The 13,549-nt window shown below is 63.2% G+C and carries 9 protein-coding genes and 3 tRNA genes; 5 read left to right on the forward strand and 7 right to left on the reverse strand.

Annotated elements, in window-relative coordinates; all coding sequences use genetic code 11:
- Window positions 1-59 precede the first annotated feature (59 nt).
- Genes VJ651_RS09055 through VJ651_RS09065 form a run of 3 tightly spaced genes read left to right on the forward strand, consistent with a single transcriptional unit; the run spans window position 60 to window position 4,597 of the window.
- Window positions 60-1,037, forward strand: a complete 978-nt coding sequence (locus VJ651_RS09055) for an ABC transporter permease (RefSeq protein ID WP_324107143.1) — start codon at window positions 60-62, stop codon at window positions 1,035-1,037.
- A gap of 2 nt (window positions 1,038-1,039) precedes the next feature.
- On the forward strand, window positions 1,040-2,494 hold the full coding sequence (locus tag VJ651_RS09060) for an ABC transporter permease (protein ID WP_324107144.1): 1,455 nt from the start codon (window positions 1,040-1,042) through the stop codon (window positions 2,492-2,494).
- Window positions 2,495-2,533: 39 nt separating this feature from the next.
- Complete coding sequence (locus VJ651_RS09065) at window positions 2,534-4,597, forward strand: dipeptide ABC transporter ATP-binding protein (RefSeq protein WP_324107145.1); 2,064 nt, start codon at window positions 2,534-2,536, stop codon at window positions 4,595-4,597.
- A 200-nt stretch (window positions 4,598-4,797) separates the two neighbouring features.
- Here VJ651_RS09065 and VJ651_RS09070 read toward each other — a convergent pair whose 3' ends face one another.
- From VJ651_RS09070 to apbC, 7 genes are all read right to left on the reverse strand, one after another.
- Window positions 4,798-6,588, reverse strand: a complete 1,791-nt coding sequence (locus VJ651_RS09070) for a LysM peptidoglycan-binding domain-containing protein (RefSeq protein ID WP_324107146.1) — start codon at window positions 6,586-6,588, stop codon at window positions 4,798-4,800.
- 184 nt (window positions 6,589-6,772) lie between these two features.
- Complete coding sequence (locus VJ651_RS09075) at window positions 6,773-7,549, reverse strand: NAD-dependent deacylase (RefSeq protein ID WP_324107147.1); 777 nt, start codon at window positions 7,547-7,549, stop codon at window positions 6,773-6,775.
- Between the two features lie 94 nt (window positions 7,550-7,643).
- Window positions 7,644-7,720: transfer RNA gene (locus tag VJ651_RS09080), tRNA-Asp, on the reverse strand.
- Window positions 7,721-7,769: 49 nt separating this feature from the next.
- Window positions 7,770-7,845 (reverse strand) — tRNA-Glu (locus VJ651_RS09085).
- Between the two features lie 55 nt (window positions 7,846-7,900).
- Window positions 7,901-7,976, reverse strand: a tRNA-Ala gene (locus VJ651_RS09090).
- Between the two features lie 64 nt (window positions 7,977-8,040).
- The gene (gene gltX, locus VJ651_RS09095; RefSeq protein ID WP_324107148.1) at window positions 8,041-9,435 is read right to left on the reverse strand and encodes a glutamate--tRNA ligase; all 1,395 of its coding nucleotides are present in this window, start codon (window positions 9,433-9,435) and stop codon (window positions 8,041-8,043) included.
- Window positions 9,436-9,527: 92 nt separating this feature from the next.
- On the reverse strand, window positions 9,528-10,616 hold the full coding sequence (apbC, locus tag VJ651_RS09100) for an iron-sulfur cluster carrier protein ApbC (protein ID WP_324107149.1): 1,089 nt from the start codon (window positions 10,614-10,616) through the stop codon (window positions 9,528-9,530).
- Window positions 10,617-10,801: 185 nt separating this feature from the next.
- Between apbC and metG the strand changes: the two genes are divergently transcribed.
- Both metG and VJ651_RS09110 read left to right on the forward strand, forming a co-directional pair.
- Window positions 10,802-12,874 (forward strand): methionine--tRNA ligase, encoded by a 2,073-nt coding sequence (metG, locus tag VJ651_RS09105; protein WP_414691327.1) that lies wholly within the window; start codon window positions 10,802-10,804, stop codon window positions 12,872-12,874.
- A 2-nt stretch (window positions 12,875-12,876) separates the two neighbouring features.
- Window positions 12,877-13,407 (forward strand): GNAT family N-acetyltransferase, encoded by a 531-nt coding sequence (locus VJ651_RS09110; RefSeq protein WP_324107150.1) that lies wholly within the window; start codon window positions 12,877-12,879, stop codon window positions 13,405-13,407.
- The last annotated feature ends 142 nt before the right edge of the window (window positions 13,408-13,549 follow it).

Raw genomic sequence — 13,549 nt, forward strand, 5'->3', positions numbered from 1 at the left:
GAGGGGGCAAAGCGCTTTGGTGGTCAGCCCCGCCACGCCCTTGGTATAGTCGCGGGGTCATGCTCGCCTACATCGTTCGCCGCCTCCTTTACGCCCTGCCCATTCTGATCGGGGTGAACCTGCTTACCTTCGCCCTGTTCTTCGTGGTCAACACCCCGGACGACATGGCGCGGATGCAGCTCGGGGTGAAGCGGGTGACCCCGGAAGCCATCGCCAAGTGGAAGGCGGAACGGGGCTACGACAAGCCCCTGTTCTGGAACTCGGCCGCTGCAGGGCTTGGCCAGGCGGCCGACACCATCTTTTTCCAGAAGTCGGCCCGCATGTTCGTCGGCGACTTCGGCCGGGCCGAGGACGGGCGCGACATCGCCAAGGAAATCGGCGGCCGCATGGGGCCGTCTCTGGCCATCGCTCTCCCCACCTTCATCCTCGGCCTCTTCGTCACCGTCGCCCTGGCCCTGCTGCTGGCCTTCTTCCGCGCCACCTACCTGGATTTCTGGGGGGTGGTGTTGTGCGTGGCGATGATGTCCATTTCCGGCCTGTTCTACATCATCGGCGGCCAGTGGCTGATTTCCAAGGTGTGGCGCCTGGTGCCCATCTCCGGCTATGTGGCGAGCCTGGATGCCTGGCGCTTCCTGATCCTGCCGGTGGTGATCGGCGTCGTTTCCGGCATCGGCTCCAGCGCCCGCTGGTATCGCACCATCTTCCTCGAGGAAATGGGCAAGGACTACGTGCGCACCGCCCGGGCCAAGGGCCTGCCTGAGACGGCGGTGATGTTCCGCCACGTGCTGCGCAACGCCCTGATCCCCATCCTCACCGGGGTGGTGGTGGTGATTCCGCTACTGTTCATGGGCTCCCTGCTGACCGAGTCCTTCTTTGGCATTCCCGGCCTGGGCAGCTACACCATCGATGCCATCAACGCCCAGGACTTCGCCGTGGTGCGTTCCATGGTGTTCATCGGCTCGGTGCTGTACATCGTCGGCCTGATCCTCACCGACATTTCCTACACCTTGGTGGATCCCCGCATCCGTTTCGACTGACCATGCCCTTTCTGCCCGTCCTCCTCTGGTCTGACCTGCTCATCTGGCTGCTGCTCGCCGCGGGCGGGCTGCTGGCCTGGGGCATCGCCCGCAATCCGCCCCTGCGCTCGGCCTGGGTGCGGGTGGGACAGAGCCGGGCCGGCATGGCTTCGGCCACGGTGCTGCTGGTGTTCATCCTGGTCGGCCTGCTCGATTCCGTGCACTACCGCCCCCGGCTGGAGAGTAAAGCCGACAAGCCGGGTGTGGTCGCCCCAGGCAATGGCCAGGCGGCGGCCTACGGCGTCGAGGTGCTGTCCCTGCTCGACAGCGCGCTTACGTCCCTGCGCACGCGCAACGAGAAAACCTATTCCGAACCCCTGGCCACCCGGGCCTACGGCAAGGAGATGCTGGAGCAGAAGGGCACCGACGGCGTGGTGCGTCAGGTGCAGGACTTCCCCCGCCTGAAATTCGGCGGCAGCCATCTGGGCGACCAGGAGGGTGGCCGGGATGCTGATGTGACCCGGCGCCTGCTGGCTGCCCTGGGGCTGGCCGTGCTGGCCTGGTGGGCGGTGGCCGCCGCCATCGCCGCAGCCCTCGCCCGGTCCACGGGGAGCGGCCACCGGGCCGCCTGGCAGCGCCTCTGGGGCGGCGGCACGGGAGAGCGGGGCTTTGCCTGGGATGCGGTACTGGTCACCCTGGCCGGCCTGTTCCTGGCGGTGGCGCCCCTGCTGGCCCTGGCCCCGGAATACCATGTCTTCGGCACCGACAAGGTGGGCCAGGACGTGCTCTACCAGGTGCTGAAAAGCATCCGCACGGCCCTGATCATCGGCCTGGTAACCACCCTCGTGATGCTGCCCTTCGCCGTGCTCCTGGGCATTGCCGCCGGCTACTTCCGCGGCTGGGTGGATGACCTGATCCAGTACGGCTACACCACCCTCAACTCCATTCCCGGGGTGCTGCTCATCGCCGCTGCCGTGCTGATGATGCAGGTGGTGATCGACACCCATCCCCAGTGGTTTGCCACCGCCGCCGAGCGGGCCGACCTGCGCCTCTTGGCCCTATGCTTTATCCTCGGCATGACCAGCTGGACCGGCCTGGCTCGGCTGCTGCGGGGCGAGACCCTGAAGCTGGCCCAGCTCGAATACATCCAGGCGGCCCAGGCTTTTGGCGTTTCCGGCCTGCGCATCATCCTGCGCCACATCCTGCCCAATGTGATGCACATCGTGCTGATTTCCCTGGTGATGGATTTCTCCGGCCTGGTGCTGGCCGAGGCGGTGCTCTCCTATGTGGGCATTGGCGTCGATCCGACCATGATCAGCTTCGGCACCATGATCAACAACGCCCGCCTGGAACTGGCCCGGGAGCCCATGGTGTGGTGGTCCCTGGCCGCCGCCTTCGTCTTCATGGTGGTTCTGGTGCTGGCCGCCAACCTGTTCGCCGACGCGGTGCGGGACGCCTTCGACCCGCGGGCGGTGTGATGACCCGCCTTGCCGCCTGCTGCCGAGTCTAGAAAAGCCATGTCAGAACAATCTCTCCTTTCCGTGCGTCATCTCCAGGCCGGCTTCGTTGCCGGGCGGCGGGTCCTGACCGCCGTCGATGGCATCTCCTTCGACGTCGCCGCCGGCGAGACCTTCGCCCTGCTCGGCGAATCGGGCTGCGGCAAGTCGGCTACGGCCCTGGCCCTGCTGCGCCTGCTGCCCGGCGCCGGCCGCATCCTGGGGGGTGAAGTGTGGCTGGGGGGCGAGGAGGTGCTGTCCCTGCCGGAAATGCGCATGCGCGACCTGCGCGGCCGGGCGGCCGCCATGATCTTCCAGGAGCCGGCCACCAGCCTCAACCCGGTGCTTACCGTGGGCCGCCAGATCGGCGAATCCCTGGCCCGGCACCGCAACCTGGTGGGGGAGCCGGCCCGGCGCGAGGCGCAAGCCCTGCTCACGGCCGTGGGCATCGCCGACCCGGCCCGGCGCCTGGACGAATACCCCTTCCAGCTTTCCGGCGGCATGAAGCAGCGGGTGATGATTGCCATCGCCCTGGCCGGGGAGCCGCGCCTGCTCATCGCCGACGAGCCGACCACCGCCCTGGATGTGACCATCCAGGCCCAGATCCTCGATCTCCTGGCCAAGCTCCAGGCCGAGCGGGGCATGGGCATGCTGCTCATCACCCACGACCTGGGGGTGGTGGCCCGCAGCGCCCACCGGGTGGGGGTGATGTACGCCGGGGAAATCGTCGAGACGGCGGACCGCCATTCCTTTTTCCGCACGCCCCGCCATCCCTACACGCAGAAACTCTTCGCCGCCCTGCCGGACATGGCCCAGCGCGGCGGCGTGCTGGCCACCATTCCCGGCCAGGTGCCAAGCCTGGCGGCCATGCCCGCCGGCTGCCGCTTCGCGCCCCGCTGTCCCCATGCCTGGGAGCTGTGCCGGGAGATTTCCCCGGACTGGACCGAACTGGGGGCAGGGCACCGGGTGCGCTGCCATTGGGTGGCGGCCCAGGAGAGCGAGGGTGTCGCGGAAGTCGAGGCGGCCCCTCCGGCTGCACCGGTCCAGGCTGAAAGTGCTGCGCCATTCTCCGAGGCTAAAGCGGCCAGTGCTATGCCTTCGATGCCCTCAGAACCCTCGCAACCCCTGCTGGCGGTGACGGACCTCAAGGTCCATTTCCCCATCCGCAAGGGCATCCTGCAGCGCACCGTGGGCCACGTGAAGGCGGTGGATGGGGTGACCCTGTCCCTGCCCCGGGGACGCACCCTGGCCTTGGTGGGGGAGTCGGGCTGCGGCAAGACCACCGTCGGCAAATCCCTGCTGCGCCTCATCCCGGGGGAGGGCTCGGTGCGCCTGGATGGGCGGGAACTGCTGACACTCACCCCCGCGGCCCTGCGTCCCCTGCGTCGGCGCATGCAGATGGTGTTCCAGGATCCCTTTGCCTCCCTCAATCCGCGCCTGACCGTCGGCGACATCATCGCCGAGGGAATGTCCGCCCTCGGGGTGGTGGGCCGGGAGGCTGAGCGTGGGGCGGCTGTGGCGGCCTTGCTCGAGCAGGTCGGCCTGCCGCCGGAAGCGGCCCTGCGCTATCCCCATGAATTTTCCGGCGGCCAGCGCCAGCGCATTGCCATTGCCCGCTCCCTGGCGGTACAGCCGGAGCTGCTGGTGTGCGACGAGCCCACCTCGGCCCTGGATGTCTCGGTCCAGGCCCAGATCCTCAACCTGCTGCGCGGGCTCCAGGCCGACCTGGGCCTGGCCTATCTGTTCATCACCCATAACTTCGCCGTGGTCGAATACCTGGCTCACGAGGTGGCGGTGATGTACCTGGGGCGCATTGTCGAACAGGGGCCAGTGGCAGCGGTGCTGCGCGACGCCAAGCATCCCTACACCCGGGCCCTGCTCTCCGCCGTGCCCAGCCCCCGGCCCGAGGCCGTGAGCCAGGTGGTGATCCGCCTGCCCGGCGAGACCCCATCACCGGCCAGGCCGCCGGCTGGCTGCCACTTCCACCCTCGCTGTCCCCAGGCCATGGAGGTCTGCCGCAGCCGCTATCCGGAGGCGACGCAGCAGGGTGAGGGGCATCAGGTGCGCTGCCACCTGTATCCCTGAGGCGCACCGGCTGCCTTGGGTGGCCGGATGCCCCTCTCTCAAACTCTCGTCCACTCCTCGTTGGTGCTTTGCGATTATCCGCTGCGGAATTCCGATCCGTGCCGCTGACCCCGGAGCGGGGGGAGGGGGGGGTCTTAATTGATGGACCGTAAACGACAACGCGCCCCGGAGGGCGCGTTGTCGTTGCTAGCACTTGCGGCTCAGTCGTTCTGGGCCAGCTGGATGGTCAGGGTCTGGCCGGGCTTGATGCCGCCGGGCGTTACCTTGTTCCAGCGGCGGATATCGTCCGCATCGACCTTGAACTTCTTGGCGATGCCTGCCAGGGTGTCGCCCTTGCGGATGGTGTAGCGGGCGACCTTGGCTTTGGCCGGAGCCGCCTTGGCGCTCTCGGCCTTGCTCAGCTTGACGTTCTTGCCTTCCAGGGTGGCGCTGACGCGGCCGCTGCTGGGGGTGGTAGTGGCCGTGGCCACCGGTACCGCCTTGGCAGCGGGGGAAGCGACGGTCAGCTTGGTGCCGGCAGGCATGGCACGGCCCAGCTTGTTCCAGCGCTTCAGGTCATCCACCGACACGCCGTAGCTGCGGGCGATGGAGTACAGGGTGTCGCCCTTCTTGACTACGTGGACGCGGGCTTCGGTCTTCTCTGGCTTTTCGGCCTTCTCAGCCTTGGCGGCAGGAGTTGCTGCCTGGGGTGCGGGCATTTCCGCTTGCGGCACCGGGTTTTCCGGCAGGGCGGCCAGTTCGGTCGCGGCGCCGTCCCGGTTCGGTACCAGCAGCACGGTGCCGGCGCCAACCTTGGCCTTGGGCTGGATGCCGTTGATGGTCTTCAGGTGCGCCACGGACACGCCAAAGCGGGCCGCCACCTTGTCCAGCTTCTCGCCAGCCTTGAGGGTGTAGGAGGTCCAGGAGGAGAGGGGGGCGTCGTTGTTTTCCAGGTTGGCCTTGAAGGTTTCCAGCTTTTCCGCCGGCAACACTAGGGGGGAGCGGGCCTTGATCACCGGCCGGTTGTGGGCCGGGTTGAGGGCGACGAATTCATCCACCGGCATTTCCGCCAGCTTGGCGGCCATCTTCACGTCGATGTCGGCGGGCTTGGCGATGGTGCTGAAGTAGGGGCGGTTGGGAATGGCCTGGAGATTCAGTTCGGCGAACAGGCGCGGATTGGCGAGGATGTTCTTCAGGGCCTGGAGCTTGGGCACGTAGTTGCGGGTTTCCGAGGGCATGGTCAGGCTCTCGTAGTCCGTCGGCAGGCCCTTGGCCTTGTTCTTGGCGATAGCCCGGCCGACGGCGCCTTCGCCCCAGTTGTAGGAGGCCAGGGCCAGCTGCCAGTCGCCGTGCATGTCGTAGATGCTCTGCAGGTAGTCCAGGGCGGCGGAAGTGGAGGCGATGATGTCGCGCCGTTCATCCACCCACCAGTTCTGCTCCAGCTTGTAGTTCTTGCCGGTGGCGGGGATGAACTGCCACAGCCCGGAGGCGTGGCTGCGGGAATAGGCCATGGGGTTGTAGGCGCTTTCCACCATGGGCAGCAGTGCCAGTTCCATGGGCATGCCGCGCTTCTCGATTTCATCGACGATGTGATAGAGGTAGCGGCTGCTGCGCTCCACCATGCGGCGCAGGTAGTCGGGGCGGTTCATGTACCACTGCTGGTGGTAGAGCACCAGGTCGCCGCCCAGGTTGGGCATGGCGAAGCCGTTGCGGATGCGGTCCCACAGGTTGTCCGGGGTGGCGGTCAGGTCGATGGCCCGGGGAATCTCGGGAATGGGCTTGATCTCTTCCAGGGGCAGGGCGTCTTCCAGGCTGCCCTGGGCCCGGGGTTCCGGATAGGTGGAGGTCTGGAGGGAGGCGGCGAAGGACAGGGCGAGGGGAGGATCGCTGGCCTTGGCGGTGTCGGCCATGACGAAATTGCAGGCGAGGCCGAGACAGAAAAGGGTGCCCAGGGGACGAAGGGCTTTGCGGATGATACGGTGGGTGCTGCCTAGCGTGTTCCTGAGCGTCATAGGTTCTCTTTGCAAGTGATCCCCGCCGGGCGGGGGACTTCCCGCAGCAGTTTGGAACTGCGGGCACGCCTAGTCACGGTGTCTCCGTAATCGAACGATTATACCCCAATCAATCAAAGGGGTATTCCACTCGAGAGTCTGCCGTGAGGCGTCGTGTTGTTCGGTCGTGGTGTGCGTTAATCCATCAGTCCAGGGTCTGGCCCAGCAACTGGTGCAGTTGGCCCAGGGCGTCGGCGGCCCCCAGGGGAATCTGGAAATGCACCAGGGAACTCAAGGGAGTGCGGCCCGGATTGATTTCCACGGTGGGAATGCCCTGCTGCCGCGCCCACACCACCGGCTCGGCGATATAGGGGAAGAGGCTGGAGGTGCCGACGCTGAACACCAGGTCGGGGCCGGCCTCCAGGGTGTCGAACAGGCGTGCCATGGCTTCTTCCGGCAGGGCTTCGCCGAAGAACACCACCTGGGGGCGCACCGGGGCGCCGCACTCGGGGCAGCGGGGTGGAATCGCCAAGCCGGCGTAGTCTGGCACCTGGGTTTCATACCGGCACCGGGTGCAGTGCAGGTGGCGCATGCAGCCGTGCACTTCGATGATGTCGGTGGAGCCCGCATCCCGATGCAGACCGTCGATGTTCTGGGTGAATACCGTCACCGCCGGCACCAGTCGTTCCAGGTCGGCGATGCAGGTATGGGCGGCATTGGGCTTGGCACCGCGGCAGTTGTGCTCGATCTGGGCCAGGTACTTCCAGGTAATTTCCGGATGGCGCCGCAGCATTTCACCGGACAGGGCGTCCTCGATGCTGATGCCTTCGGCTGTCAGCTCTTCCTCGTAGAGGCCGCCGACGCCGCGGTAGGTGGGTAGCCCCGAGTCGGCGGAGATGCCGGCGCCGGTGATGAAGAGAATGCGCTCCGCTTCCGCTACCAGGGAAGCGATTTCGGCGAGATCGTCGTTGGGTTGGGGCATGGCTGGCGGGCTCCTGGCCAGAGCTGCCTCGCGCGAAAATGTTCCAGCGGAGGCGAAAAAGCAAAAAACCGGCACAGGGCCGGTTTTTTATTGTTGGCGGAGTGGACGGGACTCGAACCCGCGACCCCCGGCGTGACAGGCCGGTATTCTAACCAACTGAACTACCACTCCAGTAAAGCGATGGCGTTGTCCATGCTGCTTTGACAACCACCTAAGTAGGTGGCGTCCCCACGGGGATTCGAACCCCGGTTATCGCCGTGAAAGGGCGGTGTCCTAGGCCTCTAGACGATGGGGACCCAGAGAAATCGACATCGATGCGGCTAATGTCTCTTTCGTTTCTTTCGAGGCTTTTGGTGGAGGTACGCGGGATCGAACCGCGGACCTCTTGCATGCCATGCAAGCGCTCTCCCAGCTGAGCTATACCCCCGTGTGCGAAGAAACGAGAGTATAGCAAAGTTTTTTCTCAGGTGTAAATCCTCTTTCGAAAAAAATTAAGCAACAGCGTTTTCGAGGCGCGCCAGGACCCTGTCCCGGCCGAACAATTCCAATACCGCATCGATCGATGGCGTCTGCAACTGGCCAGTGATGAGCAGGCGCAATGGCATCGCCAGCTGCGGCATCTTCAGCTTGTGCGCGGCAATCACTTCCTTGATCGTGGCGGAAATGGCGGCCTTGTTCCATTCGATGGTTTTACACTGCTGAACGAATTGCGCAAGCGCCGGCTTGACGGCATCGCTTACATGCTGCGCAACCAGTTTCGGATCCGGTGTGGGCTGGCGGTAAAACAGCATGGCTGCGTCCGCCAGTTCATTGATGGTGTTGGCACGGTCCTTCATCAGCGCGATGACCGGCTGCACGGCAGGCGCGCCGTCGAACACCGCGCCGTCGTCCTTCAGATGAGGCAAGATCAGGGCTTCCAATCGGGCGTTGTCAGCCAGCTTGATGTAATGGTTGTTCAACCAGGCAAGCTTTTCCGGATTGAATTGCGCCGGCGATTTCGAGAGGTGATTCACATCAAACCATTGGCAGAACTGCTCCATGGAGAAGATTTCATCATCGCCGTGACTCCAGCCGAGCCGCGCGAGGTAATTCAGCATCGCTTCCGGCAGATAGCCTTGCGCCGGGTATTCCATCACACTGACCGCGCCGTGGCGCTTCGACAGTTTTTCGCCGTCCGCGCCGAGAATCATTGGCACATGGCCGTATTCCGGCAGCGGCGCGCCGAGCGCGCGCAGGATGTTGATCTGGCGCGGGGTGTTGTTGACATGGTCGTCGCCACGGATGACGTGTGTCATCTTCATGTCCCAGTCGTCGATCGCGACGCAGAAGTTGTAGGTCGGCGTTCCGTCCGGGCGCGCGATCACGAGATCGTCGAGCTCCTTGTTGGAAATGGTGATCGTGCCTTTCACCATGTCGCTCCAGCTTACGTCGCCGTCGAGCGGGTTCTTGAAACGCACCACGGGCTTGCGGCCTTCAGGGATCGGCGGCAGAGTCTTGCCCGGCTCCGGGCGCCACGTGCCGTCATAGCGCGGCTTGTCGCCGGCGGCGCGTTGACGCTCGCGCATTGCCTCGACTTCTTCAGGCGTGCAATAGCAGTGATATGCGGTGCCGGCTTCGATCATCTGCGCCACCACTTCGCGATAGCGATCCATGCGCTGCATCTGGTAGAACGGGCCTTCGTCATGATGCAGGCCGAGCCATTCCATGCCGTCGAGGATGGCCTGCACGGCTTCCGGCGTGGATCGCTCGAGATCGGTGTCTTCGATACGCAGAATGAAGGTCCCGCCGAAATGACGGGCATAGGCCCAGGAAAAAAGCGCGGTGCGGGCGCCGCCGAGATGAAGGTAGCCGGTCGGGCTGGGAGCAAAGCGGGTACGGACTGTCATGGCAATTGAAATAAAAACGGCCTTGGATCGCCAAAGCCGTGTGAATGAAGATGCGCTATTTTACCCTTTCGGCAACAGGGATGAAATGAACGCTAGTCGTTCTTGATGACAATATTCGGGAACTTGCTCGTCATGTCCTTGGCCTTTTCGGCGACCTTGACCGCGACCTTGCGCGCGATGTCCTTGTAGATTTTTGCTACCGGTCCATCCGGGTCGGCGATGACGGTCGGCTTGCCGGAGTCGGTCTGTTCACGGATCGACATGGTCAGCGGCAATGCGCCGAGGAACTCCACGCCGTATTCCTTGCACATCTTCTCGCCGCCGCCGGAGCCGAAAATCGGTTCTTCGTGGCCGCAGTTGGAGCAGATGTGGGTGCTCATGTTTTCAACGATGCCGAGGATGGGGATGTCGACTTTCTCGAACATCTTCAAGCCCTTGCGCGCATCCAGCAATGCAATGTCCTGCGGCGTCGTGACGATCACCGCGCCGGTGACCGGGACTTTTTGCGACAGCGTCAACTGGATGTCGCCGGTGCCCGGGGGCATATCGACGATCAGATAATCCAGTTCGCGCCAGTTGGTCTGTTCCAGCAATTGCTGCAAGGCCTGCGTCACCATCGGGCCGCGCCAGACCATGGGCTGGTCGGGATCGATCATGAAACCGATGCTCGATACCTGCAGCCCGTAGTTTTCCAGCGGCTCCATGGTCTTGCCGTCCCGCGATTCCGGCTGGCCCGAGATGCCCATCATCATCGGTTGCGACGGGCCGTAGATATCGGCATCCAGAATGCCGACCTGCGCGCCTTCCGCAGCCAGTGCCAGCGCCAGGTTGACCGCGGTGGTCGACTTGCCGACGCCGCCCTTGCCGGAGGCGACGGCAATGATGTTCTTGACGTTCGACATCAGTTTGATGCCGCGCTGGACCGAGTGGGCAATGATTTTCGAATAAACGTTCACGCCGACGTTACCGGCGCCGGGAATCGCGCGTACCGCATTGATTGCAGCGCTGCGAATGGCATCAATCTGACTCTTGGCCGGATAGCCGAGCTCGATGTCAAGATTGACATCGGCGCCACTGACTTGAATATTTCTCGCGGATTTGCTGGAAACGAGGTCTTTGCCTGTATTCGGGTCGACAACCTGGGACAAGGCCGCCTTGACGGCTTCAACGTTGATAGTCATTGCTTCTCCTGAATTTTGATGCACTAAGTCTAAACCAAACGCGGTCCATTCAGCGGATTAACCCTATGAATTGCTCGCCAAACCGCCTGGCAGCGGCCTCGTGCACCTTTCTTTGACGCCGCATACCTGCGACATGTGCCGCGCCGCTGATAAAATGAGAGTTTTATTTCAATAAGCATTGCCAAATGAGCACCACACCGCATCGCAAGCTGTTCGTCACCACCGCCCTTCCCTATGCCAATGGCGCATTTCACATCGGCCATATCATGGAATATATCCAGGCCGACATCTGGGTACGGTTTCAGCGAATGCAGGGGCATGAGGTGTTTTTCGTCGGCGCCGACGATGCGCATGGCGCGCCGATCATGATCGCAGCTGAAAAGGCGGGTATCACGCCGCAGGAATTCGTCGCGCGTATTGCGGCCGGACGCCAGCAATATCTTGATGGCTTCCATATCGGCTTCGACAACTGGCATTCGACCGATGCGCCCGAAAACCATCAGCTATCGCAGGATATCTATCGTCGCCTGCGCGACCATGCCAAGCTGATCACCACCAAGACCATCGAGCAGTTCTTCGACCCGGTCAAGAACATGTTTCTGCCGGACCGCTATATCAAGGGCGAGTGCCCGAAGTGCGGCGCCAAGGACCAATACGGCGATTCCTGCGAGGTCTGCAGCGCGGTGTATGCGCCGACCGATCTGAAGAATCCCTATTCGACGCTGTCGGGCGCAACGCCGGTGATGCGCTCGTCGGAACACTATTTCTTCCAGTTGTCGAATCCGAAATGCGTGGAATTCCTGCGCGAATGGACACAGGAGCCGAACCGCCTGCAGCCGGAAGTCATCAACAAGGCGAAGGAATGGCTGGAAGGCGACGAAGGGCTGGGCGACTGGGACATCAGCCGCGACGCACCCTACTTCGGCATCGAAATTCCGGACGCGCCGGGCAAGTATTTCTATGTCTGGCTGGATGCGCCGGTCGGTTACCTGGCATCGCTGAAGAATTATTTCGACAAGACCGGGCGCGACTATCAGGCATTCATGGACGATCAGTCCACCGAGCAATATCACTTCATCGGCAAGGACATCATCTATTTCCACACCCTGTTCTGGCCGGCCATGCTGAAGTTCTCCGGCCTGAAAGTGCCGAACAATGTGTTCGTGCACGGCTTCATCACCGTCAGCGGCGAGAAGATGTCCAAATCGCGCGGCACCGGCATTTCACCGCTGCGTTACCTTGACATCGGCATGAACCCGGAATGGCTGCGCTACTATATCGCTGCCAAGCTGAATGCGAAGGTGGAAGACGTGGATTTCAATCCGGATGACTTCGTCTCGCGCGTCAATTCCGACCTGATCGGCAAGTACGTCAATATCGCCAGCCGCGCCGCGGGCTTCATCACCAAGCGCTTCGGCGGCAAGTTGAGCGATCCGGTGACCGGCGGCGAAGCAATGAGCTGGCGCTTGCGCTTCGGCGAGCATGAAGACTCCATCCGGGACGCTTTCGAGGCACGCGAGTTCGGCAAGGCGATCCGGCAGATCATGGCGCTGGCCGACGAGGTCAATCAGTACGTCGACACCAAGAAGCCCTGGGAGCTAGCCAAGAATCCGGCGAACAACCAGGAATTGCAGGACGTCTGCAGCAACCTGCTGCGTTCCTTCTACTGCCTGACGATCTATCTCGCTCCGATCCTGCCGGCGCTGGCGCGCAAGGTATCGACGTTGTTCGGCATCGAACGTGACTTGACCTGGGCGGATTTGCAGACCAGTCCGACCTCGATCGGCACATTCGAGCATTTGATGCAGCGGGTAGATCCGAAGATGCTGGATGCCTTGTTTGAGGCACCGGAGCAAAGCCAGGCGGCCGCTCCTGCGAGCGAGGCCGAGAACGCAGGAGCGATCGAGGAGATCGCATCGGAAATCAAGATCGACGACTTCGCCAAGATCGACCTGCGCATTGCGAAAATCGTCAATTGCGAACATGTCGAAGGCTCCGACAAACTGCTGCGCCTGACGCTCGATGTAGGCGAAGGCCGCAACCGCAACGTCTTCTCCGGCATCAAGTCCTCCTACAAGCCGGAAGACCTGATCGGCAAGCTTACGGTAATGGTGGCCAATCTGGCGCCGCGCAAGATGAAGTTCGGCATCTCCGAAGGCATGGTGCTCGCCGCATCCTCCGCTGACGAAAAAGCGAATCCGGGCATCTATGTATTGAATCCCTGGCCGGGAGCCGAGCCGGGAATGCGCGTTCGTTAAGCATGTCGAACACGGACTCGCCCAGTAGCAAGGCGTCGCCATGCGCGACGCCCTGGAAGCTCCTCATTCGTGAAGCCGGCCTCGACGACGCGCAACTGATCGCCGATCTGACGCGTGCCGCATGGGCTGGCAAGGTGGCCGTCACCTCGAGCGGCCACCGCGAGACGGCAGCGCAAGTACTGCAGCACTTGCAGCACGGCGGCGGTTTCATTCTCCTGAAAGATGAGGACGCGATCGGATCGGTGCGCTGGTTGCCGCTCGAGAGCGAACCTCAAGTGTGGGAAATCATGCGCATGGGCGTGTTGCCCGCCCATCGTGGCGAACATCTCTCGCAGCACCTGCTTGAAGCCGTCATCCACCGCGCGCTGGGCGCCGATGTCACCGAACTGCGGCTCGGCGTGCGCGCCGATCAGCCACGGCTGCTCGATCTCTACGCAGCACTCGGCTTCGACCTGGCTCCCGAGCTGGAATACACGCACGCCAATCCGGCCGAGCCGGCTCCGACGGTGATGCGCCGCCTGCTGCGCAACTGATCTGATCCGGCGTGATCTCGCTGGCTGGCATTTTTCCGGACAGATCTGTTCTTGTCACTGAAAACCTGAGCAAGGTCATGGGATTTCTTCGCCCGTCAGAATTCCATGTCAAAACTATACCCTTGTCATAACCCTGACCTTA

It is taken from the genome of Noviherbaspirillum sp. (assembly GCF_035254865.1).
GTDB lineage: Bacteria > Pseudomonadota > Gammaproteobacteria > Burkholderiales > Burkholderiaceae_D > Noviherbaspirillum.

Coding starts and splice junctions, on each gene's coding strand:
- metG (WP_414691327.1), top strand. CDS start 10,802: ATGAGCACCACACCGCATCGCAAGCTGTTCGTCACCACCGCCCTTCCC.
- VJ651_RS09065 (WP_324107145.1), top strand. CDS start 2,534: ATGTCAGAACAATCTCTCCTTTCCGTGCGTCATCTCCAGGCCGGCTTC.
- apbC (WP_324107149.1), bottom strand. CDS start 10,616: ATGACTATCAACGTTGAAGCCGTCAAGGCGGCCTTGTCCCAGGTTGTC.
- VJ651_RS09110 (WP_324107150.1), top strand. CDS start 12,877: ATGTCGAACACGGACTCGCCCAGTAGCAAGGCGTCGCCATGCGCGACG.
- gltX (WP_324107148.1), bottom strand. CDS start 9,435: ATGACAGTCCGTACCCGCTTTGCTCCCAGCCCGACCGGCTACCTTCAT.
- VJ651_RS09055 (WP_324107143.1), top strand. CDS start 60: ATGCTCGCCTACATCGTTCGCCGCCTCCTTTACGCCCTGCCCATTCTG.
- VJ651_RS09075 (WP_324107147.1), bottom strand. CDS start 7,549: ATGCCCCAACCCAACGACGATCTCGCCGAAATCGCTTCCCTGGTAGCG.
- VJ651_RS09060 (WP_324107144.1), top strand. CDS start 1,040: ATGCCCTTTCTGCCCGTCCTCCTCTGGTCTGACCTGCTCATCTGGCTG.
- VJ651_RS09070 (WP_324107146.1), bottom strand. CDS start 6,588: ATGACGCTCAGGAACACGCTAGGCAGCACCCACCGTATCATCCGCAAA.